A 22,883-nucleotide genomic window follows, 5' to 3' on the forward strand; every position below is an offset into this window, starting at 1 on the left:
GCGGGTTTCCTCTGATTTCCTAAGCACTTAGCGGAAGACCGCCACGACCAGGGAGGGCGCTGCATGTCGATGCAGCCTGCAAGTACCGAGATCGCATCGCGCACCGCGGCGATCATCCACGAGTTGAAAGGCCTCGAAGGCCCGCTGTTGCCGATCCTGCACGGCATACAGGAAGAGTTCGGCTATGTGCCGCAGGATGCGCTGCCGGTCATCGCCGAGGCGCTGAACATCTCCAGGGCCGAGGTGCATGGCGTCGTCACCTTTTATCACGATTATCGCAGCCAGCCGGCCGGCCGGCATGTGCTGAAGCTCTGCCAGGCGGAAGCCTGCCAGTCGATGGGTTCGGATGCGATTGCCGCCAGGCTCAAATCATTGCTGGGCATAGGCTTCCACGAGACAACCCGCGACGGTTCGGTGACGCTGGAGCCGGTCTATTGCCTCGGCCTTTGCGCCTGCTCGCCGTCGGCGATGCTGGACGGCGAGGTGATCGGGCGGCTCGACGACGAAAAGCTCAATGAAATCGTTGCCGAGGTGCGCTCATGATCCCGCGTATCTATATTCCCGGCGATTCGGGCGCGCTGGCGCTGGGTGCGGAAAAGGTCGCCAAGGCGGTTCGGGCGGAATTGGCCGAGCGCGGCATCGAGGCCAAGATCGTGCGTAACGGCTCGCGCGGTGCCTATTTCCTCGAGCCGATGGTCGAGGTGGCAACGGCCAATGGCCGTGTCGCCTATGGGCCGGTGAAGCCATCCGACGTCAAAAGCCTGTTCGACTGCGGCTTCCTCACCGGCGGCCACCACAAGCGCTGGCTCGGCGCTCCCGACAAGATCCCGTTCCTGGCCAGGCAGACGCGGCTGACCTTTGCGCGCTGCGGCGTCACCGATCCGCTGTCGCTCGATCACTACAAGGCGCATGGCGGGCTGAACGGCCTGCAGAATGCAGTGGCGATGAAGCCTGCCGACATCGTCAAGCAGGTGACCGAGTCCGGGCTGCGCGGTCGTGGCGGCGCCGGCTTCCCGACCGGCATCAAATGGAAGACGGTGCTCGATACGTCGGCCGAGCGCAAATACATCGTCTGCAATGCCGATGAAGGCGATTCCGGCACGTTCGCCGACCGCATGATCATGGAAGGCGATCCTTTCGTGCTGATCGAGGGCATGGCGATCGCCGGCATCGCCACCGGCGCGACGAAGGGGTTCATCTATATCCGCTCCGAATATCCGCATGTGGTGGTGGTGATGCAGAAGGCCGTCGAGATCGCCCGCAAGGCCGGCGTGCTCGGCGTCAATGTGCTCGGCTCGGCCAATTCATTCGACATGGAAGTCCGCGTCGGCGCCGGCGCCTATGTTTGCGGCGAGGAGACGGCGCTGCTCGACAGCCTCGAAGGCAAGCGCGGACAGGTGCGGGCCAAACCGCCACTGCCGGCGCATAAGGGCCTGTTCGGCAAGCCGACGGTGATCAACAACGTCATCTCGCTGGCCTCGGTGCCGGTGATCATGGACAAGGGCGCCGCCTTCTACAAGGATTTCGGCATGGGCCGTTCGCGCGGCACCATCCCGATCCAGATTGCCGGCAACGTCAAATATCCCGGTCTCTATGAGGCGGCGTTCGGCATGACGCTGGGTGAGATCGTCGACGATATCGGCGGCGGCACGGCGACCGGGCGTCCGGTCAAGGCTGTGCAAGTGGGTGGCCCGCTCGGCGCCTATTTCCCGCGCGCCCTGTTCGACACGCCATTCGACTACGAAGCGTTTGCCGCCAAGGACGGGCTGATCGGCCATGCCGGCATCGTCGTTTTCGACGACAGCGCCGACATGCTGAAGCAGGCACGCTTTGCCATGGAATTCTGCGCTATCGAAAGCTGCGGCAAGTGCACGCCGTGCCGCATCGGCTCGACGCGCGGCGTCGAGGTGCTGGACCGGCTCGCCCAGAACATCGAACCGGAAAAGCAGATCGCACTGGTCACCGACCTTTGCAACACGATGAAGTTCGGCTCGCTTTGCGCTCTCGGCGGCTTCACCCCATATCCAGTGATGAGTGCACTCAACCATTTCCCGGACGACTTTCGGCCGACGCCGGTCGCCGAAGCAGCGGAATAGGAGCGGACAGGCATGAACGCGGCATTCGACATCAAATCGCTGGTCCAGGAAATCGACTACGGCACACCCGCCTCCGAAGCCGAACAGCAGGTAACGCTGACAGTCGACGGCAAGTCGGTGACGGTGCCGGCGGGCACCTCGATCATGCGCGCTTCGATGGAAGCGGGCGTTGAAATCCCGAAGCTGTGCGCGACCGACATGCTGGATTCGTTTGGCTCCTGCCGGGTCTGCCTGGTCGAGATCGACGGGCGCGGCGGCACGCCGGCCTCGTGCACGACGCCGGTCAGCGAAGGCATGGTCGTGCACACACAGAGCGACCGGCTGAACGCCATTCGCCGCGGGGTGATGGAACTCTACGTCTCTGACCACCCGGTGGCGTGGGGCGAGAAGGCCGGCACCGGCGCCAGCGAGTTCGACAAGGTCGCCAGGACGGTCGGCCTGACCGAGAACCGCTACGGCGTGGACGGCCGCAACCACGTGAAGCAGGAAAACGGCGTGGCGCCCGGGCATGGCTCGCTGACGATCGACTACATCGCCCGCGATGAATCAAACCCCTATTTCACCTACGATCCGGCACAGTGCATCGTCTGTTCGCGCTGCGTGCGCGCCTGTGAGGAGGTGCAGGGCACGTTCGCGCTGACCATCGAGGGCCGCGGCTTCGAATCCAGGGTCTCGGCCGGGATGCACGAGGCGTTCGTCGATTCCGAATGCGTGTCGTGCGGGGCCTGCGTGCAGGCCTGCCCGACCGATGCGCTGAGGGAAAAGACCGTGCTGGCGAAAGGCCTGCCCGAGCGCTCGACCGTCACCACCTGCGCCTATTGCGGCGTCGGCTGCTCGTTCAAGGCCGAGGTCAAGGGCGACGAGGTCATCCGCATGATGCCCTACAAGGCAGGCAAGGCCAACCACGGCCACTCCTGCGTCAAGGGCCGCTTCGCCTATGGCTATGCGACGCACAAGGACCGTATCCTGAAGCCGATGATCCGCGAGCGGGTCAGTGATCCGTGGCGCGAAGTTTCGTGGGAAGAGGCGCTCACCCACACGGCGAATGAATTCCGCCGCATCCAATACCAGTACGGCCGCACCTCGATCGGCGGCATCACCTCCTCGCGCTGCACCAACGAGGAGACCTACCTCGTCCAGAAGCTTGTCCGGCAGGGCTTCCGCAACAACAATGTCGACACCTGCGCCCGGGTCTGCCATTCGCCGACCGGCTATGGTCTCGGCCAGACCTTCGGCACCTCAGCCGGCACGCAGGACTTCGATTCGATCGAGCAGACGGACGTCATCCTGCTGATCGGCGCCAATCCGACCGATGCGCATCCGGTGTTCGCTTCGCGCATGAAAAAGCGCATGCGACAGGGCGCCAAGCTGATCGTGCTCGATCCGCGCCGCACCGACATCGTGCGCTCGGCCCATGTCGAGGCTCAGTACCATCTGCCGCTGAAGCCGGGCACTAACGTCGCCATGCTGACGGCACTTGCCCATGTCATCGTCACCGAAGGCCTGTTCGACGAGGCCTTCATCCGCGAGCGCTGCGACTGGGACGAGTTCCAGGACTGGGCGTCGTTCGTGGCACTGTCGGAAAACAGCCCGGAGGTCGTCGGCCAGCTTGCCAATGTCGATCCCGACGACATACGCGGCGCGGCGCGGCTCTACGCCCGCGGCGGCAACGGCGCGATCTATTATGGCCTCGGCGTGACCGAGCACAGCCAGGGCTCGACCACCGTCATCGCCATTGCCAACCTCGCCATGGCGACCGGCAATATCGGCCGGCCGGGCGTCGGCGTGAACCCGCTGCGCGGCCAGAACAATGTGCAGGGCTCCTGCGACATGGGCTCGTTCCCGCACGAGCTTCCCGGCTATCGCCACATTTCAGGCGACGCCGTGCGCGCGATCTATGAGAGCCTGTGGGGCGTCAAGCTCGACGACGAGCCCGGCCTGCGCATCCCCAACATGCTGGACGCCGCCGTCGACGGCTCGTTCAAGGGGCTCTATGTGCAGGGCGAGGACATCCTGCAGTCGGACCCCGACACCAAGCATGTCGCCGCCGGCCTTGCCGCGATGGAATGCGTGGTCGTGCACGACCTCTTCCTCAACGAGACGGCCAACTACGCGCATGTCTTCCTGCCCGGCTCGACCTTCCTCGAGAAGGATGGCACCTTCACCAATGCCGAGCGCCGTATCAACATGGTGCGCAAGGTGATGGAGCCGAAATGCGGCTATGCCGACTGGGAAACGACGCAGGAACTCGCCAAGGCGCTCGGCCTCGGCTGGACCTACACGCATCCGTCGCAGATCATGGACGAGATCGCCAAGACGACGCCGAGCTTCGCCGGCGTTTCCTTCGACCTCCTCGACAGAGTGGGCTCGGTGCAGTGGCCCTGCAACGAGAAGTCGCCGGAGGGCACGCCGATCATGCATATTGGCGGCTTCGTGCGCGGCAAGGGCAAGTTCATCCGCACCGAATACGTCGCGACCGATGAGAAGACCGGGCCGCGCTTCCCGCTGCTGCTGACCACCGGCCGCATCCTGTCGCAATACAATGTCGGCGCGCAGACCCGGCGTACCGAGAACGTGGTCTGGCATAGCGAGGACCGGCTGGAGATCCATCCGCACGACGCCGAAAATCGCGGCCTGCGCGACGGCGACTGGGTGCGGCTGACCAGCCGCTCCGGCGAGACGACGCTGCGCGCGCTGATCACCGAGCGGGTGTCGCCAGGCGTCGTCTATACGACCTTCCACCATCCCGACACCCAGGCCAACGTCATCACCACCGACTTCTCCGACTGGGCGACCAACTGCCCGGAATACAAGGTGACCGCGGTGCAGGTGGGCGCGTCCAACGGCCCGTCGGAATGGCAGCGCGACTATGACGAGCAGGCAAAGCAAAGCCGCCGTATCGCGAAGTTGGAAGCGGCGGAGTAGTCCTTGACCGCGCGCCGCAAAGCCATTGCGCAGATCTCGCGGCTGGCGCGCCGCGCGGGCGGCACCGCGGCCGCCAACCGGATGGTGCCGGAAGAGACGCCGGTGGCGTTCTCCTTTGCCGGCACCACGCATGCGGTGATGATGGCAAGCCCGGCCGATTTCGAGGATTTCGCGCTCGGCTTCTCGCTGACCGAAGGCATCATTGCCTTGCCGGACGAGATCGAAGCCATTGAGGTCGAGGATCACGGCGCCGGCATCGACATCCAGATCCGGCTGAAGGACCAGGCCAACACCCGCTTCGAAGCGCGGCGCAGACGGCTGGCCGGCCCGGTCGGCTGCGGGTTGTGCGGCATCGAATCGATCGAGGAGGCGATGCGCTCGGTAAACTCGGTCGGTGCGTCAACACTTACGCTTCAGGCCAACGACATCGTCCGTTCGGTCAAGCTGCTGTCGAAGGTGCAGCCGCTGCACGCCGAAACTGGTGCCGTCCACGCCGCCGGTTTTTACGTTCCCGACAGGGGCGTCGTCATGGCCCGCGAGGATGTCGGCCGCCACAATGCGCTGGACAAGCTGGCCGGCGCGCTGGCCAGGGCCGGTATCGACGGTGCCAGCGGTGCCGTCGTCGTCACCTCGCGCGTTTCGGTCGAGATGGTGCAGAAGACGGCGGCAATCGGTGCTGCCGTCATCATCGCCGTCTCGGCGCCGACCGCACTTGCCATCCGCACCGCGGACGACGCCGGCATGACGCTGGTGGCGCTGGTGCGCGGCGATGATTTCGATATTTTCACCCATCCTGACCGCGTGGTTTCCGGAGTTGCCAAGCATGTCGCATGACGAAGGCCATCTCATGAGCACCAGCGAAAAGCTGGTTCGCATGGCCAACCAGATCGCCGCCTTTTTCCACTCCAAGCCGCGCGAGCAAGGCATTGCCGGCGTCGCCGAGCACATCAACAAGTTCTGGGAGCCTAGAATGCGCCGGCAATTGTTCGAGATGCTTGACAGCGGCGGCGAAGGTTTCAACGAGCTTGTCGTCGCGGCCGCGCCACACATCAAGCGGCCGGGCGCGCCGGAGGGCGCAGGTTTTAGCGTCGGCGGAGCGAACATCGAGACCGCCGCGTCACAGAAGTAGGCGTCGCCGGCCCACATTCACTCGCGCTAAAGTTTCATCTGCCGCAAGCTGCGCGGCTCTGCTATGATCCGGCGATAAGAAATCGTCGGGTCGGGCGGACAATTCGTGAGGCCGATCGAAACTCGATACGCTCAGTGGCGACGTGCGGATCGCCTATCAGGTGGTCGGCCAGGGATCGCTCGATCTCGTCTTCGTGCCGGGTTTCATTTCCAATCTCGACCTGCACTGGGAAGACGAGGGCTACAGCCGGCTGCTGAAGCGGCTTTCCGCGTTCTCACGGCTGATCCTGTTCGACAAGCGCGGCACCGGCCTGTCCGACCGCGTCGATGTCCACCACCTGCCCAGCCTCGAAACCCGCATGGACGATGTGCGCGCCGTGATGGATGCGACCGGCAGCGGCCGCGCCGCCTTGCTCGGCGCTTCGGAAGGTGCGCCGATGGCAATGCTGTTCGCCGCCACCTACCCGGAGCGGACGCGGGCGCTGGCGCTTTATGGCGGCTATGCGCATTTCCACAAATGGGTGATGCCGCCGGAACGCCTCGAGGCCTTCATCGCGACGGCGGAGACCGCATGGGGCACCGGCGCCACCCTGCCGCATTTCGCGCCCGGTCGCGTCGACGATCCGCGTTTCGCCACATGGTGGGCGCGCTTCGAGCGGCTGTCGGCGAGCCCGACGGCGGCTATCGCCCTGGCCCGCATGAATGCAGCAATCGACGTGCGCGGCGTGCTGGCGGCGATCAGCGCGCCGACGCTGCTGGTCCACCGCCGAAACGATGCACGCGTCGACCCGGAGGCCAGCCGCTTCCTGGCAAGGAAGATCCCGAATTCGCGATTGGTCGAGGTACCCGGGCGCGACCACCCGATCTGGACCGGCGATGTCGACCGGGTGGCTGATGTGATCGAGGAATTCCTGACCGGAGCGCGCGCCGTTGCCGAGGTGGAACGAGTGCTGGCAGCACTTCTGGTCACCCGGATCTACGACACGGCGCGGCTTGGCGACCGCATGTGGAGCGAGCGCAGCCAGCGTTTTCAGGAAACATGGCGCCTGCTGGTCGGGCGCCATGGCGGCCGCCCGGCCGGCACGCATGGCGAGCTGATGATGGCGTGCTTCGACGGCCCGGCGCGGGCCGTACGCTGCGCGGCGGCGCTGCGCGATGCGGCGCAGGAAATCGGCGTCGCCAACGCGCAGGGCGTGCATGTCGGCGAGGTCGAGTTGCGTGGGCCGCCAACGGGATTGATTGCGCGCGTGACGATGCAGCTTGCCGCGCATGCCGGGCGCGGCGACATAATCGCATCGCGGCTGGTCGCCGACCTCGCTGCCGGTTCAGGCCTTCATTTCAATAACGCCGGGCGCATCGCACTTGACGAGCTGGATGAGCCGCTGGCGCTGGTGCAGGCGACCTCGGAACAGCATCTGGAGCCGACCTTCCGGCCGAAGGCCAAGGCTGCCGAGCCGGCCGCACTGACGGCGCGCGAAAGCGAGGTGGTGAACCTCATTGCCGACGGCAAGAGCAATGCCGCGATCGCCGCCGAACTCGGGCTGAGCGAACACACGGTCAAGCGCCACGTCGCCAATATTCTGCTCAAGCTGGACCTGCCGTCGCGGGCGGCGGCGGCGGCGTTCTCGGCCCGGCACGCTGGCCCGCACGGGCCATAGCAGCCATGGCGCTTTCGGGCGAAGCGGCTGGGCATGCCTGAGCGCTATCACTTCGTCCCATGCAGGCCAGGCGGATATCGCCGGGAAAGGCGCTGCGAAGGGAGAAATAAAATGCTGAAGTCGACACTCAAATCGCTGGTGCTGGCGGCAGGCGTTGGCGCGCTGCTGGCGATAGTTCCTGCCAAGGCCGAGGACGCCTCGGCGACGGCCGCCTACAAGGACATCCAGGCAACGCTCGGCTCGGTGCCGGACATGTTCAAGACGCTGCCGGACGTCGCTGTCGCCGGCGCCTGGGCCGAGATCAAGGGCGTGCAGCTCAACCCGAAAACCGCGCTCGACGGCAAGACCAAGGAATTGATGGGCCTCGCCGTCGCCTCGCAGATCCCCTGCCAGTACTGCATCTATTTCCACACGCAGGCGGCCAAGCTCAATGGCGCCAGCGACGAGGAAATCAAGGAGGCGGTGGCGATGGCCGCGATCGTGCGCCACTGGTCGACGATGCTCAACGGCAGCCAGATCGATCTCGCCACCTTCAAGAAGCAGTCCGATGAGGTGTTCGCGGCCGTCAAGGCGAAGTCGCAGTGAAAAACCGCTGCCCGGCGGCGAGCGCCGGGCAGCGGCTGATCAAGCAACCGCCCGATCGTCAAGACGGGCCCATGGAGGACAAAATGCTGACCAAGACACAGGCGGTAGACGGCGCGGCGATCAAGAAGGCAATCGAGGGCCGTGATGGAAAATTGCTGGCGAGCTTCTATGCCGACGACGCATTGGTGCGGGTGATCGACCGCAACAACCCGCCGAGCAAGCCGCGCGAGATCCGCGGGCGCGCGGCGATCACCACGTTCTGGGATGACATCTGCAGCCGGGCGATGACCCACAAGGTCGACACCACCATCGCCGACGGCAACAATCTCGCCTTCACCCAGGCGTGCGCTTATCCGGACGGGACCAAGGTGTTCTGCGCGGCGATGCTGGAGCTGAAGAACGGCCAGATCGCGCGGCAGACCGTCGTGCAGGCGTGGGACGAGTGAGGCGGCCATGTTCGGTACCAGATGGCATTTGCCAGGCCGCGTACCCCACCCCTAACCCCTCCCCACAAGGGGGAGGGAGACGATGCCGCTGCTGTTTCGGCTAGAATTGTCGAAGTTAATGCTAAGTGGCGCTGCCGCTGCGAAGTTCCCCTCCCCCTTGTGGGGAGGGGCTAGGGGTGGGGGTCTTCGTCGCAAGAATCCGCTGCGGTGCACGGGAGCAGGTTGCGGCAGCCGGGTAGCGCAACCCTCCATTACGGCGAACGAAATCCTACTCGCTTTCACCCTCCAGCGCCGGCACCGACACACCCGCAAGTTCCGCCGCCAGCAGCCGCGCGGCACCGGCGCGCGCGATCCTCAGCATCAGCGCCTTGCGTGTTGCCGCCGCCATGCGGTGCTCGGGCGCATCGCGCAAAATCTCGGCACCATAGCCGTCGGAGAGAATGAAGCCGCATTCTTCCGGAAAGATTTCCTGGGGTACGCCGGGATGGGTGGCGAAGAACAAGCGGTCGGAATGCACCCGGTAGTCCGGCCATTTGCGGTCGACCCTGAAATCCTCGAGCGAGGATTTGATCTCGATGATCCAGATGTCGCCCTGGCGGGTCAGCGCCACGAGGTCGGCGCGCCGCCCGGTGGCCAGCGACAGTTCGGGCAAGACATGCGCGCCCATGTCCTTGAGCAGACGCTGCACGCCACGCCTGACCAGCATGGCACGCTCCGACTGGCGGCCGTCGATGAGCGGGTTGAGGGGAATCGGTGAGATGATCGGCATGGCCGCACCATGCCAGATTTTGTTCACGGTTTGAACCCGGTTTTTGCGGCGGTTATATATTCGACAAACCCCAACGGGATGAGCGATAACGAATCCAAGAAGTTATCGCCATGTCCGTTTTGTCCCGCCCCTACTTCTACGACGAAGCCGCCGCATTTGAGCATGTAGAGGGTATGCTGTGGCCGCAGGGTTCCGTCTGCCATCACTGCGGATCAATGGACAAGCATTACAAGCTGGCCGGCGTCCGCTCCAAGTCTTCCAAGAAGAACCCGAACGGCGTTGAGCCTGTACAGTGCTCGGCTTGCCGTGGCCAGTTCACAGTTCGCATGGGCACGATCTTCGAGGAAAGCCACCTGCCCCTGCACAAGTGGTTGCAGGCCATCCACCTCATGTGTTCGTCAATGAAGGGCATTTCCAGTTGCACCGCGTTCTCGAATGCACCTACAAGGCGGCTTGGTTCCTTGTCGCACCGCATTCGCGAAGCCATGCGCTCGGATGACTTCACCCCGCTTGGGCCGCAACGGCAAGTTTGTTGAAGTGGACGAGACCTTATATCGGTCGCTTGACTGACACCCCGGTGAAGCGTGGCGGCGGCGCCCACAAGAACACCGTGGTTACGCTGGCAGAGTTTCGATTTCCGCTATTCGAACTGTTCGGCCATGAGCATTGAGGACAACATTCGCTCGCTCATTGCCTTGAAGGGTGCCAAGGGCAAGCGCCTTGCGTACCGGCAACCTGCTTGAGGCCAAGAAGGAACACTATCGCAAGCCTGTCAACTGAGCCTTCGCCTCTGGAAATACCAAAAGGCGAAAAGGAAGCGGCCATGAAACGCGAAACCCGCCCTTGTGAGGGGCGGGTTTCTTTAACCACCAATGGTCATTGACGTGTTCTCCGTATTGCCCTTCGGAGCGAAACTAAGTTGCCCTCAACATAGTTGCTGAGACCATGCCATACAAGAAAACCCTTTGCAAATAGGTTAACGAATTGAAACCGTATTCCCGCTAGGCGTGCTCGTATAGAATAATTTCTCCGGCCGCCCTAACAATCAGGTTGGACCATGGGCGAAGTTTCTCATAATTCGATCTAGTGGGGAGAATGACCGTTGCGTTCTTGTCTTCGCGACCGTGGGCAAGGGCGTTTCGTATTTTGCGGGCCGAATTGCAGATATTCCGAACACCATTGTTCATAAAATCGTCTTTGCTCTGGGTGCCTGCGATAAGGGCGCCGATCTCAAAACCGCCGTCAAACGTCTCGGTCTTGGAGAACATTTCAACGTTGACTTCGATGAACTTCCAAAGAATCTGCGGGTCTACAGCCTTCGCCATGACGGATTCGAAACGCTGATACTCATTTATCGTTGAAGACCTGACTGCCGCCAGCACGCGGTCAGCCGTACCGCTGATATCGTCGAGTGCGTGAGGCATCATCAGCGCTTTTCTGACGGCGATTTTAGGAGCGCTTTCGACGAAGAAAAAAGCAGAATGCTCTATGATGCGGTAGGCATAAAGAAACTTACGTGCCGGCTCCGCATTGTCCGTTGCGCCCCAGAATTGAAGCAATTCTGGATCCAAGGGGCGGGCCGAAATCAGCGCAGGGAATTTGTCGTAACGATATCGAATCCCTACTTCACTAAGGGCTTTTGGCAGCTGCGGCGGGTGGATTATGACGCGGGGGGTCAATGCATCATAGTAAGACATATAGAAATTCAGGCAATTCAAGAACTCAACTATCGTATCTTCTGAGTAATCAATTCCATCTATGTAAAAACATGACGGCGTGCCGAAACGCTTGTCCAATTCTTCATCAAGTTCCAGAGACATGCGATAATTGATAAACGATAGAGTGTTTCGATATCCGTTTTCGGACGCGCCAATCGGCTTCATTGCACCAGAGATAGTCAACAATTCGTCGCTGGCTTTTCGGAAGCCGCAATTATACGTCTTATTGTTATAGTAAAATTCGAACGAACGACCAAATACCTGACTATTATTCTGGCTTAGCGCAAAAGCGGTCCAAAGAACCTCAAGTTGCTTGCTTCCGACATGGAAAATCGCGGAAAGCCGCTCCGGGAAAACAAGGCTGTTAAGCGCCGGAATAATTGCGTCGTCGTCGTCCTCAAGACTGATAATTAGCGCGGGGTCTCCCCACGGATTGACAACCGCGAGAACGTCCTCGCCGGACAGTGTTAGTTTCTTCACTCCCGATTTTGGGTTACTATCCAAAAATGGTTTGAGCTTTTGTTGAGCTTCAATTTCTTGCATCCTGCCCCCCCCGGAGACGTAAACAATGGCAGCTACAAAACAAAGTCAATTGGAGAAATTCAAAGAAGCGGCCCGCGAACTGGAAACTGACTGTCAGAGGAAGCCTTCGACCGCGTGTTGAAGAAAGTGGAGAAGGGGGCGCATCCTAAGGACGGCAAGGCGCCGCTGCTGCCGAAGGACGACAAACCAAAGAACAAGCCCGCCTAGTAGCCGCTTTTCCCCAAGATTCATGTCGGCGAGTCAGGATATGGCTCCATACTGAACAATCCTGACATCTTGGCGTTGACGGCAGAAAACGAGTCGCCTTTAGTTTCCGATAGATCAGCAAATGCTGATTCTCGATACGACAAAGCCGGGGCTGGCACCCCGGCTCCGTGTCGATAACCGCAAAACCTTTGGTCGGGTTTGTGGCAGATCGGCGACACAGGGGCAAAATGCCTCTCCAGCGATTCGCTGTCAACCCGCCCAAAGGCTCCAGACAAAGGAACTTTTGGAATGGCGAACTTCGTTATTACGTATGACGTGAACGGCCCTCGTCCGTCTCACAAGGAGATGGACGATTTCCTGAAGGCGCTGGTCGCAAACCGGGGCCGAATCCTCGAAACAGTATGGTGGGTTGATTATCGCGGTACGGCTGCGGAGCTTCGTGATCGGGTGAAAACCATTCTCGGTCCCGAGGACCTTCTAATGGTGATCGAAGCCAAGAGTGCGGCATGGACGAAATTCCTTGTCGATGGAAATGCCCTTGTCAAAGCATGGGCAAACGTCGCCTAACAAATTGACAACGAGCGGCGGCTCTTTGAGTTGCCGCCCGCCATTCCCCTAAGGGTGGGTAGCGCCCAGTGCCGTTTCAAAAGCTTTGGCTGCCACGTCCGGTGCGGCCTTCGCCATTGCCAAGGCCAATTTCTCAAAGCTTTCGGCATCGATTTGGACGGACCAGTGTGTTCCCCGCTCCATACCGCTGGTATCAAAGGTAATGGTCACAACAGGTCCAGCTCGGCGAATCCTGCCCTCAACAGCATCGCTAGTCTTTTCCGTTCGGCTGCCCTGCCGGACACAGGTAATTCCCATCTCCTCGGTCCTTTAGTCGGATACCGGATTTACGGATTATATTCCTACAAGATGCCGGGTCTATCAAATATATAATCGCCTTTTGAGGGCGATTACCTCATTGAAACCCGGCCCTCAGCTAACCGGCATCATGCCCTCGAGAGCAATGATCCTGGTTTTCGCGCAGCGTTCGCGGATGGCTTTGAGGCGGCCGTATTCTGGAGAGTCGTACCATGCCAGGAGGGAAGCCATGTCAGGGAACTCGACAATGACGAGGCGATGAGGTTCCCAATCGCCTTCCAGAACTTTGGTGGCTCCGCCGCGAGCGATGTACCTCCCCCCATAGCGGGCTTCGGTTGCCGGCACATCCCGGCGGTATTCCTCGAAAACGGCGGCGTCGGTTATGTCGACATCGGCAATAAGATATGCGGCCATTGACCTTACTCCCCTTGGGAAAGGCAATTGAAACAGGTCTATTAGCGGCCCCGCAACTAAGCCAGCGGTACTACGCCTCGGAAACGACTCGCCTTCTCCCGGATTGCGGCGCTTAACTATCCTCGTGGGGGCAGCTCTGGGAGGAGACGAACCATGCCGATGTATCTCACGCGATTCAGCTACAGGCCCGAAACCTGGGCGCGCTTGATGGATAATCCCGAGGATAGACGCGAGGCTGCCCGGTCCTACATCGAGTCGGTCGGCGGAAAGCTGCACGGGTTCTGGTATGCCTTCGGAGAGTACGATGGCTGGAACCTGTGGGAGGCGCCGGACAACGTGTCGATGGCATCGGTCATGCTTGCCATTGGCGCCGGCGGCGCACTCAGCTCGTACGAGACCACCGTGCTGCTAAGTGTCGAAGAGACGATGGAGGCGCTTGGGAAAGCGAAGTCGATCCGGTATCGCCCACCGGGATCGTGACCGCCGCCCGCGCTTTGCGGAATGTGGAAGGCTAGGTAACGCTTGCTCGCGAACGGCGCACGTTCCTAAACTTTTGCGCAAAACAGTCCGCTGCGGCTCTTGGCAGCGCCGGCAGCTTGCGCTTTCAATGTCGACCATGGATTCTACGAGGAGCATTAGATGACGGAAGATGACGTCCGGAAATCAGCGACGCCGGAGGAAATCCGCTCAGCCATCAGAGGATGGGCGGTGCTTGGGGCAATCATCGTTGCCGTGTTTGGTGCCGCCTACGTCATGATCGATAGTTGAATGGCCGACAATCCTGGTCGCCCCGATGGACTGCCTGAAAAGATCGGCACGGTCCTTGGCGCATTGGTGGTGATTGGCACGTTCGGGCTTCTGGCTTGGACCGTGCTTCGCGGCGTCCTTTATTGAACCCGGCCCGTCAGGATTATCTCCTGCGGCGGCCGCGTCTCAGGCCGATCTCCTCGTAGCAACGTATGGTCTTGGCCGCAGGCCGGAGCGCCAGGCAGCGTCACCGACATTCACGGTGATGTCCTCGTCTCCTGGTTCTTGTTCTTGGCCCATTGATTTTGCAACATAATCCTGCGGGGGCTGTTGCCGAAATACCATAGTCGCAGGTTTACCAGCACGCAAGCCCAAGGATATAGGCATCGCCCGCTTGGCAAGCAAAGCAAATGCCAGCATGAATGAAGATGAAAAAGCGGCCGACTCGAGCCGCTGTAGTTTGGGCAGGGCATCGGACCTTTTCATGCGCATGAAGTCACTTGCAATCGTCGCGGCCCTGGCGCTGTCGACGGCTGTCGCCGGTTGCAGCACCATCGGCTCGCAGATCTTCACTAACAATTACGGCGCGGTGACCGATGCCGGCTATCACCTGCCGCGCGTTCCGATCGAAAAGGTGCCGTTCAAATACCGCCGGCAGATCGTCGACTACGACACCAAGGAAAAGCCGGGCACCATCATCGTCGATACGCAGAACAAGTTTCTCTACTTCGTCATGGGCGACGGCCAGGCGATGCGCTACGGCATCGGCGTCGGCCGTGAGGGTTTCGAATGGCACGGCACCGCCCGTATCGCGCTGAAGCGCGAATGGCCGACCTGGACACCGCCTTCGCAGATGATCAAGCGGCAGCCGGAGTTGGCCAAGTTCGCCGGCGGCATGGAGCCGGGGTTGAAGAACCCGCTCGGCGCGCGCGCCATGTACCTGTTCAACAAGGGCGGCGACATGGGCTACCGCCTGCATGGCAGCCCGGAATGGAATTCGATCGGCAAGGCGATGTCGTCGGGCTGCATCCGGCTAATGAACCAGGACATTATCGACCTCTACGACCGCACCTCGGTCGGCGCCAAGGTCATCGTTCTGTAAGACCATGATCAGTGGGATTTCGGACAAGACCATGGTCAGACAAGAAGAGCTTTATACGCGGACCGTCTAGGCAACACACAGACGTCGCAAACAGAAAACCGGGCACTTTTGCCCGGTTTTTTGTTGTCTATCGATGTTGACAATGGAACGGCGCATCAGGAGACCTGTTCGACGTGCTGCACTTCCGGCACAAAGTGCCGGAGCAGGTTCTGGATGCCGTGCTTCAGCGTCGCCGTCGACGACGGGCAGCCGGCGCAGGCGCCCTTCATGTGCAGGAACACTGTGCCGTTCTCGAAGCCACGGAAGGTGATGTCGCCGCCATCCTGGGCCACGGCCGGGCGCACCCGCGTGTCGAGCAGCTCCTTGATGGTGACGACCAGCTCCTCGTCGGCCTTGTCGTAGAATTCGCCGGTCTGGCTGGTCTCGGCGGCGGGGCCGGCCTTGGCCATCACCGGGGCGCCGGACATGAAATGCTCCATAATGGCGCCGAGGATAGCCGGCTTCAGATGCTGCCAGTCGGGGCCGTCCTTGGTCACGGTGATAAAATCATAGCCGAAGAAGACGCCGGTGACGCCGGGAATCTCGAACAGCCGGCCGGCCAGCGGCGAAGCCGTCGCGGCACTGTCGGCATCGCGGAAATCGGCGGTGCCTTCTTGCAGCACTTCCTTGCCGGGCAGGAATTTCAGCGTCGCCGGGTTTGGCGTCGACTCGGTCTGGATGAACATGGCCGTCTCCGTGCCCGTTTCGGGCAGCTAGTTTGGAATAGTTCTAATTAGGCTTTATCCGCCCGACATTCAAGCGAAAGCCATCGCCGGGAACGGCTGGCTGGCGGAATGTTTTGCTAGCGCCCTGAAACGCTTGGAGATGTGTTGAGATTCAGGTCAGGCCGAGCCGAAAATGATGGGTTCCGAGAACCGGAGCGGAGCGTACTTTTGGTACGTGAGCACCGGAAGCGCAGGAAGCCGCCAATTGCAGGCCGGCCTCACCTGAATATCAGCGCATCTCAGGCGAGGCTGTCGATCTCTTCGTCCGACAGGTTCTGCGGCACCACCGTGACGGGAATCGGAAAGGCGGCGCCCTTGCCGGCGACCGCGCCGACCAGCGGCCCCGGCCCCTCCTTGCCGGCGCCTGCCGCCAGCACCAGGATGGCGATGTCCTGGTCTTCCTCGATCAGCTTGTGAATCTCTTCGGTCGGCTTGCCTTCGCGCACCACCAGTTCCGGCTCGATGCCGAGCTTCTGGCGCACCTTGTTGGCATAGCTGTCGAGTGCGGCACGCGCCGTGGCGGTCGCCTCCTCGCGCATGATCTTCTCGACGCCCAGCCAGTGCTGGAAATCATCCGGCTCGATGACATAGAGCAGCACCAGCACGCCGCCCGTGCTTTGCGCCCGCTTCGAGGCATAGGCGACGGCGCGCTCGCATTCCGGCGTGTCGTCGATGATCGCCAGGAACTTACGGCGATGACCGGCTTCGCGGCTGAGGCGTTTGGAGACCATATTCACCCTGTTCGATGGTTTCGGTCGCAATCTGCCACCGCCACAGCCCGCCCGCAAGCGACAGGCGGCGGTGGCGATATTGGTGCGGCTTGAAGCGCGTCGCGTTCGACCAGCGACGCGCTTCAGGTTCTTGTTTTATGCATGTCGTTATCGCAAACCGCTACACACTTTGCGCGACATGCATCAGCCTTGCAGCAGGCCGATAATGTCGCGCACGGTCTTCATGGTCGCTTCGGCCAATGTGCCGGCACGCTCGCCGCCATCCCGCAGCACCGCGTCGACATAGGCGCGGTCGCCGGAGATGCGGCGCATCTCACCGGCGATCGGCGCCAGCTTTTCCACGGCGAGATCGGCAAGCGCCGGCTTGAACACCGAAAACTGCTGGCCGCCGAACTCTTGCAGCACCGCCTCTTTCGATATTTCGGCGAGGCCGGCATAGATGCCGACGAGGTTCTCCGCTTCCGGCCGGCCGGCAAGGCCGTCCAGTTCGCCGGGCAAAGCCTCCGGGTCGGTCTTGGCCTTGCGGATCTTCTTCGAGATGGCGTCGGCATCGTCGGTCAGGTTGATGCGCGACAGGTCCGACGGGTCGGACTTCGACATCTTCTTCGAACCGTCGCGCAGCGACATGATGCGTGCCGCCGGGCCGCCGATGACCGGCTCGGTCAGCGGGAAATAGCCGTTCACCCTCTCTTCGCCGACCTGCATCTCGACGCCGACGCCAAGCGCTGCGATGCGGTCCGAAAAGTCGTTGTTGAATTTCTGCGCGATGTCGCGGGTCAGCTCCAGATGCTGCTTCTGGTCGTCGCCGACCGGCACGTGGGTGGCGCGGTAGACGAGGATGTCGGCGGCCATCAGGGAGGGGTAGGCGAGCAGGCCGAGCGAGGCGTTCTCGCGGTCCTTGCCGGCCTTGTCCTTGAACTGCGTCATGCGGTTCATCCAACCGATGCGCGCCACGCAGTTGAAGATCCAGGCAAGCTCGGCGTGCTGCATCACCCGCGACTGGTTGAAGACGATGTGCTTGGTCGGGTCGATGCCGGAGGCGAGAAACGCCGCGGTGATCGACCGCGTCTGGTCCTGCAGATCCTCATGGACGAGCTGTGCGGTCAGCGAATGCAGGTCGACGACGCAGTAGATGCAGTCGGAGGTGTCCTGCAGGGCGACGAATTTCTTGATGGCGCCGAGATAATTGCCGAGATGCAGATTGCCGGTTGGCTGGACGCCGGAAAAGACGAGCGGTTTGAAGGCGGGCTGATCGGTCATGGTGTTTCCCTGGCTTGTGGAGGGCCGTTTCGCGCGCGGCGAAAGTCTTGCGACGGCGCGCTTATGGACGAGAGCGAGGAGACGATCAAGAGGGGCGTTGGCCAGGGCGCGCAGGCTTTGACGTCGGCCGAACAGAAGGCTGTTTGAGGGATGGCGCCGACCAGAAATAAAAACCCGCCTCGGTGGGCGGGTCGTTGGAGCCAATTAGCACCATACAGAGATTAGTAGCATAGCTGCCGGCACAAAGCAAGAACAAAATTGGCGCTGATGAATTTTCCCCCTCACGGATCCGGAGATTGCTCCTTGACCGGCTGGGACGCCTTCCTCCCGATATTGCGGCGGATCATGCCGAAATCGGCGCCGCCGGTGGCGAAGGCGGTGACGAAGTAAAGCAGCGCCCCGCCGGCGACGAGCGCAAGCAGGGTTACCGCCTTGATCACCAGCGGCGAGCCGGAGCCGAGACTTGCGGCGAACCAGTGTTCGGCAAAATAGAGCGCCGCGGCCATCACCGCCGCCGACAGCACCAGCCGCGGGATGCGTTTCATGAGCGGCACGTCGCGGCCCCAATGGCCGCGCCGGATCAGCACGGCGAGCAGCATCGCCGCATTGACCCAGCCGGCGACGGCGGAGGCAACGGCAATGCCGGGCGCGCCCATCGTCGGAAACAGCGTCAGCGCCGTCGTAATGTTAACCGCCACCGAGATGGCGGCAAAAATCATCGGTGTGCGCGTGTCCTCGCGGGCGAAATAGCCTGGGGTGAACGCCTTGATCAGCACGAAGGCCGGCAGGCCAAGGCCGAAGATCGCCAGTATTGCCGCGACCGTCGGCGTCGAATTGTTGGCGGCGAAGGCGCCGCGCTCATAGACCAGCCGCACGATCGGCTCGGACATGACCAGCAGGGCGGCCGCCGCCGGCAAGGTCATGAACAAGGTGAACTCGACCGAGCGGTTCTGCAGATTGGCGGCTTCGCCCAGATTGCCTGACTTCAGCGCCCGCGACAGTTCCGGCAGAAGCACGATGGCGACGGCGACGCCGACGACGCCCAACGGCAGCTGGTAAACGCGGTCGGCATAGGCCAGCGACGACACCGCGCTGTCCTGCGCCGACGCGATCGCGGTGCCGATCAGCTGGTTGATCTGGGTGATGCCGCCGGTGATCGCCGCCGGCAGCGCCAGGATCAGCAGCCGCTTGACGTTCGGCGTCATCTTCGGCCGGCGGAAGCCGATCGAGATGCCGGCATGGCGCACCGCCGCCCAGACGATCGCCAGTTGCACCAGGCCGGCCGCCAGCACACCCCAGGCCAGGCCGAAACCAACGGTGCGGGCGTCCGAACCCTTGTACCAGGCATAGGCTAGCACGGCGATGAGGATGACGTTGAGGAACACCGGCGCCACCGCGGCGGCGAAATAGCGGCGCAGCGAATTCAGCATGCCGGCCATCATGGCGCCGAGCGACATGCAGATCAGGTAGGGGAACATGACGGTCGCCAGTGCCACCGTAGTTTCGAATTTTCCCGGCGTGTCGGCAAAGCCCGGCGCCACCAGGTAGCGCACGATCAGCGGCATCGCCAGTTCCATGGCAATGGTCAGCGCCAGAAGCGCCGTGAACAAGACGCCGAACACCTCTTCGGAAAAACGCTTGGCGCCGTCGGTGCCGTGCGTCTCGATCTCCTTGGCGAACAGCGGCACGAAGGCGGCGTTGAAGGCGCCTTCGGCGAACAGCCGGCGAAAGGTGTTGGGGAACTGGAAGGCGGCGTTGAAGGCGTCGGCGATCGGCCCGGTGCCGAGTGCGGCGGCCATCAGCATCTCGCGGCCGAAGCCGAGGGCCCGGCTCATCAGCGTGCCGGAAGCGACCGTGGCGAATTTCTTGACAAGGCTCATGCGCTTGAAGACTGCCTGTGGAATTGGGGCAAATGGAAGGTGACAGTCACTCGGCGGCCGTTTTGGTCTTGCCGCGCTCGGACGCCGTGCCCTCGAGCACCGCGATCAGCCTGTTGCGGATGGTCGCCGTACGCGACGGGCTGTCGATCTTCTGGCCGGTGAGATCGGTGACGTAGAACGTGTCGATAACCTTTTCGCCGAAGGTGGTGATGTGGGCCGAGGCGATGTCGAGCGACAGGTCCGACAACATGCCGGTGATCTCCGACAGAAGGCCCGGCCTATCCAGCCCCTCGACCTCGATCACCGAGAACCGGTTCGACAGGGTGTTGCGGATCTCGGCACGTGGCGGGATACGGAAAACCTTGGCGCCGCGCCGCGGCTTGGTGCGCTTCTCGATCATTTCAGGCAGCCAGCTCTTGCCCGACAGCACGTCCTCGATCAGCCGGCCGACGCGCTCGGCACGGCGGCGCTCATCCTCGTCGCGGTCGAACTCCCTCGAGATCAGGATGGTGTCGAGCGCCCGACCATCCGAGGTGGTGAAGATCTGCGCGTCGACGATGTTGCCGCCGGCCGCAGCACAGGCGCCGGCAATCACCGAGAGCAGGCGCGGATGGTCCTGCGCCAGCACGGTGATCTCGGTCACCGCCTCGAACTGGTGGGTTTTCACCATGGTGGCGAGCTTCTTGCCGGCATGGTCGGCTTCGCGGATGAATTCGGCATGGCGGAGCTGGTCGGGAAGATCGACCGCCAGCAGATAGTTCTCGTAGTGCTGGCCGACATAACGCTTGCGGGCCTTTTCCGGCCAGTCGGCAAGCGCTTCGGCGAGTTGTTCGCGCGCCGCCGCCGTCCGTTTGGCGCGCGACACCTCCGAAAACCCGCCGGTCAACAAAAGCTCGGTCTCGTAGTAGAGCGTGCGCAGCAACTGGCCCTTCCAGCCGTTCCAGACCCCAGGCCCGACGCCACGAATATCGCAAACGGTAAGCACCAAAAGCATCTTCAGCCGTTCGACCGACTGCACGATGGCGGCAAAATCCTCGATCGTCTTGCGGTCGTTGAGATCGCGGGTCTGCGCCGTCATCGACATGACGAGGTGGTTCTCGACCAGCCAGGCGACCGTTTCGGTGTCGGCCGGCGAGAGCCCCATATGCGGGCAGATGCGCCGGGCGATCCTGGCGCCGGCTTGCGAATGGTCCTCCGGCCTGCCCTTGGCGACGTCATGCAGCAGCACGGCGACATAGAGCGCCTCGCGGCTCTTCTTCAGCCCCGGCATCAGCGAGTGGGAGAGCGGATGGACCTTTTCGCCGTCACCGCGTTCGATCTCGGCCAGCACGCCGATGCAGCGGATCAAATGCTCGTCCACCGTGTAGTGGTGGTACATCGAGAACTGCATCATGGCGACGATCTTGCCGAAGTCCGGGATTAGCTTAGCAAGCAATCCGGCCTCGTTCATGCGCCGCAAGTTGAGCTCGGCGTTGCGGTCCGAGGTCAAGATATCGAGGAACAGCCGGTTGGCCTCCTCGTCGCGCCTGAGCGCCTTGCCGACGAGGCCGAGCGAACGGGTGAGAAGCTTCAGCGCATCGGGGTGGAATTCCAGGCCGTGCCTGTCGGCAAACCAGAACAGCCTGAGCAGGTTGACCGGATCGCGCTCGAACACCTCGTCGTCGGCAATGTTGATGCGGTGATTGTCGACGATGAAGTCGGCCGTGCCGGCGAGCTTGCGTTTGCGCCGCGAGAAGGTGAGGAAAATGCGGTTGAAGCCCGGCACATGCTTGGCCTGCTCCTCCTCGAGCGCGGCGCAGAAAATGCGGGTCAGGTCACCGACGTCCTTGGCGACGAGGAAGTAGTGCTTCATGAAGCGCTCGACCGCCGACAGGCCGGGATGGGTGGTGTAGCCGAGCCGCTCGGCAATGTCGCGCTGGATGTCGAAATGCAGCCGCTCCTCGGCCTTGCCGGTGAGGAAATGCATGTGGCAGCGCACCGCCCACAGGAAGTCCTCGGCCTTCTGGAATTCCCTGTATTCGGCGTCGGTGAAGACACCCTTGTCGACCAGTTCCTCGCCGGTGCGCACCCGGTAGAAATATTTGCCGATCCAGAACAGCGTCTGCAGGTCGCGCAGGCCGCCCTTTCCGTCCTTGACGTTCGGTTCGACCAGATAGCGGCTCTCGCCGGCCTTGGCGTGGCGCTCGTCGCGTTCGGCGAGCTTGGCCTGGACATATTCGGGGCCGGTGGTGCGCACCACTTCGTGGTCGAAGCGCTGCAAAAGCTCGTCATAGAGTTTTTGCTCGCCCCATAGGAAACGCGCTTCCAGGATCGAGGTGCGGATGGTGACGTCGGTGCGCGACAGCCTGAGGCATTCGTCGATGTTGCGCGTGGCGTGGCCGACCTTCAGCCCCAGATCCCACAGCATGTAGAGCATGTATTCGACAATCTGCTCGCCCCACGGCGTCTGCTTGTAGGGCAGCAGGAACAGGAGATCGATGTCGGAGCCCGGCGCCAGCGTGCCGCGGCCGTAGCCGCCGACGGCGACGACCGCCATGCGCTCGGCGGATGACGGGTTTTTCACGCGATAGACGTGGGTGGCGGCGAAATCGTAGAGCGCGCGGATGATCTCGTCCATCAGATGCGACAGCCGGGCGGCGCAGGCGGTGCCGCTGCCGTCGTCCATCAGCATGCGTTCGGCGACCGTGCGGCCGTCGGCGAGTTGGCTTTTGAGGAGCTTGAGAACACCGCTGCGCGCGGCCTTGCCCGAACCGTCGCCTGCCGTGGCCGCGGTCACTTCGGTCATCTCGCGACGCAAGGCCTCGCCGTCGACCAATTCCTCGAGCTTCAGTGATATTCTTGCCATAGATGCCGTTCGGCCTCGCCGTTTCGGCGGCGTCTATAGCGCGTTTTCGCGGCGCTGGGTATGGGGCTGACGGACGCGTTCTCCGCAGCGGTGGAACTGGACGATCGTCTCGTGCCCGCAGCCGGTTCGGTTTGGGATTGGCTGCGAAAAATCGAAAATCGGCCCTTGACCTTCCAGTTACTGGAAGCACTACCTCCGCCG

The 22,883-nt window shown here is 62.3% G+C and carries 23 protein-coding genes; 14 read left to right on the top strand and 9 right to left on the bottom strand.

The features are described 5' to 3' along the window. Positions 1–63: 63 nt before the first annotated feature. From NKJ35_RS01580 to NKJ35_RS01615, 8 genes are all read left to right on the top strand, one after another. Positions 64–543 carry a formate dehydrogenase subunit gamma gene (locus tag NKJ35_RS01580; protein ID WP_352644503.1) on the top strand — a complete coding sequence of 160 codons (480 nt, stop codon included), beginning with the start codon at positions 64–66 and terminating at the stop codon, positions 541–543. Continuing rightward, complete coding sequence (locus NKJ35_RS01585) at positions 540–2,096, top strand: formate dehydrogenase beta subunit (protein ID WP_352644504.1); 1,557 nt, start codon at positions 540–542, stop codon at positions 2,094–2,096. Before NKJ35_RS01580 ends, NKJ35_RS01585 begins: the two co-directional genes overlap by 4 nt. A gap of 12 nt (positions 2,097–2,108) precedes the next feature. Beyond that, entirely contained in the window at positions 2,109–5,021 is a 2,913-nt protein-coding gene (gene fdhF, locus NKJ35_RS01590; RefSeq protein WP_352644506.1) for a formate dehydrogenase subunit alpha, read from the top strand. A 3-nt stretch (positions 5,022–5,024) separates the two neighbouring features. Next, positions 5,025–5,855, top strand: a complete 831-nt coding sequence (fdhD, locus tag NKJ35_RS01595) for a formate dehydrogenase accessory sulfurtransferase FdhD (RefSeq protein WP_352644507.1) — start codon at positions 5,025–5,027, stop codon at positions 5,853–5,855. Continuing rightward, on the top strand, positions 5,845–6,150 hold the full coding sequence (locus NKJ35_RS01600; RefSeq protein ID WP_352644508.1) for a formate dehydrogenase subunit delta: 306 nt from the start codon (positions 5,845–5,847) through the stop codon (positions 6,148–6,150). The genes fdhD and NKJ35_RS01600 overlap by 11 nt, the downstream gene beginning before the upstream one ends. 142 nt (positions 6,151–6,292) lie before the next feature. Then, positions 6,293–7,807, top strand: a complete 1,515-nt coding sequence (locus NKJ35_RS01605; RefSeq protein WP_352644509.1) for an alpha/beta fold hydrolase — start codon at positions 6,293–6,295, stop codon at positions 7,805–7,807. A 111-nt stretch (positions 7,808–7,918) separates the two neighbouring features. Then, entirely contained in the window at positions 7,919–8,392 is a 474-nt protein-coding gene (locus NKJ35_RS01610; protein ID WP_352476047.1) for a carboxymuconolactone decarboxylase family protein, read from the top strand. Further along, entirely contained in the window at positions 8,389–8,838 is a 450-nt protein-coding gene (locus NKJ35_RS01615; protein WP_352644510.1) for a nuclear transport factor 2 family protein, read from the top strand. Before NKJ35_RS01610 ends, NKJ35_RS01615 begins: the two co-directional genes overlap by 4 nt. Before the next feature lie 268 nt (positions 8,839–9,106). Here NKJ35_RS01615 and NKJ35_RS01620 read toward each other — a convergent pair whose 3' ends face one another. Then, positions 9,107–9,607: an MmcB family DNA repair protein gene (locus NKJ35_RS01620; protein WP_352476080.1), complete on the bottom strand. Its 501-nt coding sequence runs from the start codon at positions 9,605–9,607 to the stop codon at positions 9,107–9,109. A 110-nt stretch (positions 9,608–9,717) separates the two neighbouring features. Between NKJ35_RS01620 and NKJ35_RS01625 the strand changes: the two genes are divergently transcribed. After that, positions 9,718–10,143, top strand: a complete 426-nt coding sequence (locus tag NKJ35_RS01625; RefSeq protein WP_352644511.1) for a transposase — start codon at positions 9,718–9,720, stop codon at positions 10,141–10,143. 465 nt (positions 10,144–10,608) lie between these two features. Here NKJ35_RS01625 and NKJ35_RS01630 read toward each other — a convergent pair whose 3' ends face one another. Continuing rightward, positions 10,609–11,868 (bottom strand): hypothetical protein, encoded by a 1,260-nt coding sequence (locus NKJ35_RS01630; protein ID WP_352644512.1) that lies wholly within the window; start codon positions 11,866–11,868, stop codon positions 10,609–10,611. A gap of 495 nt (positions 11,869–12,363) precedes the next feature. Between NKJ35_RS01630 and NKJ35_RS01635 the strand changes: the two genes are divergently transcribed. After that, entirely contained in the window at positions 12,364–12,642 is a 279-nt protein-coding gene (locus NKJ35_RS01635) for a hypothetical protein (protein WP_352644513.1), read from the top strand. 48 nt (positions 12,643–12,690) lie between these two features. Here the strand turns inward: NKJ35_RS01635 and NKJ35_RS01640 are convergent, their stop codons facing one another. Together NKJ35_RS01640 and NKJ35_RS01645 are read right to left on the bottom strand one after the other, a co-directional pair. Then, the gene (locus NKJ35_RS01640) at positions 12,691–12,852 is read right to left on the bottom strand and encodes a hypothetical protein (RefSeq protein WP_352644515.1); all 162 of its coding nucleotides are present in this window, start codon (positions 12,850–12,852) and stop codon (positions 12,691–12,693) included. A 201-nt stretch (positions 12,853–13,053) separates the two neighbouring features. Then, positions 13,054–13,353, bottom strand: coding sequence for a DUF1330 domain-containing protein (locus NKJ35_RS01645; RefSeq protein ID WP_023717905.1), 300 nt, complete (start codon positions 13,351–13,353; stop codon positions 13,054–13,056). 153 nt (positions 13,354–13,506) lie between these two features. On the opposite strand from NKJ35_RS01645, the gene NKJ35_RS01650 reads away from it, so the two are divergent. The 4 genes from NKJ35_RS01650 (at position 13,507) to NKJ35_RS01665 (ending at position 15,202) form a co-directional block, all read left to right on the top strand. Beyond that, positions 13,507–13,833 carry a GYD domain-containing protein gene (locus NKJ35_RS01650; protein WP_352476054.1) on the top strand — a complete coding sequence of 109 codons (327 nt, stop codon included), beginning with the start codon at positions 13,507–13,509 and terminating at the stop codon, positions 13,831–13,833. A gap of 159 nt (positions 13,834–13,992) precedes the next feature. Beyond that, entirely contained in the window at positions 13,993–14,121 is a 129-nt protein-coding gene (locus tag NKJ35_RS01655; RefSeq protein ID WP_352476055.1) for a hypothetical protein, read from the top strand. Beyond that, positions 14,122–14,247, top strand: coding sequence for a hypothetical protein (locus NKJ35_RS01660; RefSeq protein WP_352644516.1), 126 nt, complete (start codon positions 14,122–14,124; stop codon positions 14,245–14,247). 337 nt (positions 14,248–14,584) lie between these two features. Further along, complete coding sequence (locus tag NKJ35_RS01665; RefSeq protein ID WP_254816165.1) at positions 14,585–15,202, top strand: L,D-transpeptidase; 618 nt, start codon at positions 14,585–14,587, stop codon at positions 15,200–15,202. A 155-nt stretch (positions 15,203–15,357) separates the two neighbouring features. Here NKJ35_RS01665 and NKJ35_RS01670 read toward each other — a convergent pair whose 3' ends face one another. From NKJ35_RS01670 to NKJ35_RS01690, 5 genes are all read right to left on the bottom strand, one after another. Then, positions 15,358–15,927: a NifU family protein gene (locus tag NKJ35_RS01670; protein ID WP_023676386.1), complete on the bottom strand. Its 570-nt coding sequence runs from the start codon at positions 15,925–15,927 to the stop codon at positions 15,358–15,360. A 278-nt stretch (positions 15,928–16,205) separates the two neighbouring features. Further along, the gene (locus tag NKJ35_RS01675) at positions 16,206–16,697 is read right to left on the bottom strand and encodes a universal stress protein (RefSeq protein ID WP_023717912.1); all 492 of its coding nucleotides are present in this window, start codon (positions 16,695–16,697) and stop codon (positions 16,206–16,208) included. A 183-nt stretch (positions 16,698–16,880) separates the two neighbouring features. Next, positions 16,881–17,957, bottom strand: a complete 1,077-nt coding sequence (gene trpS / locus NKJ35_RS01680; protein ID WP_352644518.1) for a tryptophan--tRNA ligase — start codon at positions 17,955–17,957, stop codon at positions 16,881–16,883. A gap of 281 nt (positions 17,958–18,238) precedes the next feature. Continuing rightward, complete coding sequence (gene murJ / locus NKJ35_RS01685; RefSeq protein WP_352644519.1) at positions 18,239–19,837, bottom strand: murein biosynthesis integral membrane protein MurJ; 1,599 nt, start codon at positions 19,835–19,837, stop codon at positions 18,239–18,241. A gap of 46 nt (positions 19,838–19,883) precedes the next feature. Then, positions 19,884–22,682, bottom strand: a complete 2,799-nt coding sequence (locus tag NKJ35_RS01690) for a [protein-PII] uridylyltransferase (protein ID WP_352644520.1) — start codon at positions 22,680–22,682, stop codon at positions 19,884–19,886. Positions 22,683–22,883: the final 201 nt, after the last annotated feature.

This window comes from Mesorhizobium sp. M0136, from assembly GCF_040322515.1.
Lineage (GTDB): Bacteria > Pseudomonadota > Alphaproteobacteria > Rhizobiales > Rhizobiaceae > Mesorhizobium.

Excerpts from the sequence above, each read along its gene's own strand:
- fdhF (WP_352644506.1), top strand. The coding sequence starts at position 2,109 with ATGAACGCGGCATTCGACATCAAATCGCTGGTCCAGGAAATCGACTAC.
- NKJ35_RS01675 (WP_023717912.1), bottom strand. The coding sequence starts at position 16,697 with ATGGTCTCCAAACGCCTCAGCCGCGAAGCCGGTCATCGCCGTAAGTTC.
- NKJ35_RS01620 (WP_352476080.1), bottom strand. The coding sequence starts at position 9,607 with ATGCCGATCATCTCACCGATTCCCCTCAACCCGCTCATCGACGGCCGC.
- NKJ35_RS01690 (WP_352644520.1), bottom strand. The coding sequence starts at position 22,682 with ATGGCAAGAATATCACTGAAGCTCGAGGAATTGGTCGACGGCGAGGCC.
- trpS (WP_352644518.1), bottom strand. The coding sequence starts at position 17,957 with ATGACCGATCAGCCCGCCTTCAAACCGCTCGTCTTTTCCGGCGTCCAG.
- NKJ35_RS01645 (WP_023717905.1), bottom strand. The coding sequence starts at position 13,353 with ATGGCCGCATATCTTATTGCCGATGTCGACATAACCGACGCCGCCGTT.
- NKJ35_RS01635 (WP_352644513.1), top strand. The coding sequence starts at position 12,364 with ATGGCGAACTTCGTTATTACGTATGACGTGAACGGCCCTCGTCCGTCT.
- NKJ35_RS01650 (WP_352476054.1), top strand. The coding sequence starts at position 13,507 with ATGCCGATGTATCTCACGCGATTCAGCTACAGGCCCGAAACCTGGGCG.
- NKJ35_RS01610 (WP_352476047.1), top strand. The coding sequence starts at position 7,919 with ATGCTGAAGTCGACACTCAAATCGCTGGTGCTGGCGGCAGGCGTTGGC.
- NKJ35_RS01665 (WP_254816165.1), top strand. The coding sequence starts at position 14,585 with ATGCGCATGAAGTCACTTGCAATCGTCGCGGCCCTGGCGCTGTCGACG.
- NKJ35_RS01670 (WP_023676386.1), bottom strand. The coding sequence starts at position 15,927 with ATGTTCATCCAGACCGAGTCGACGCCAAACCCGGCGACGCTGAAATTC.
- NKJ35_RS01585 (WP_352644504.1), top strand. The coding sequence starts at position 540 with ATGATCCCGCGTATCTATATTCCCGGCGATTCGGGCGCGCTGGCGCTG.
- NKJ35_RS01630 (WP_352644512.1), bottom strand. The coding sequence starts at position 11,868 with ATGCAAGAAATTGAAGCTCAACAAAAGCTCAAACCATTTTTGGATAGT.
- NKJ35_RS01655 (WP_352476055.1), top strand. The coding sequence starts at position 13,993 with ATGACGGAAGATGACGTCCGGAAATCAGCGACGCCGGAGGAAATCCGC.
- murJ (WP_352644519.1), bottom strand. The coding sequence starts at position 19,837 with ATGAGCCTTGTCAAGAAATTCGCCACGGTCGCTTCCGGCACGCTGATG.
- NKJ35_RS01625 (WP_352644511.1), top strand. The coding sequence starts at position 9,718 with ATGTCCGTTTTGTCCCGCCCCTACTTCTACGACGAAGCCGCCGCATTT.
- NKJ35_RS01580 (WP_352644503.1), top strand. The coding sequence starts at position 64 with ATGTCGATGCAGCCTGCAAGTACCGAGATCGCATCGCGCACCGCGGCG.
- NKJ35_RS01660 (WP_352644516.1), top strand. The coding sequence starts at position 14,122 with ATGGCCGACAATCCTGGTCGCCCCGATGGACTGCCTGAAAAGATCGGC.
- NKJ35_RS01600 (WP_352644508.1), top strand. The coding sequence starts at position 5,845 with ATGTCGCATGACGAAGGCCATCTCATGAGCACCAGCGAAAAGCTGGTT.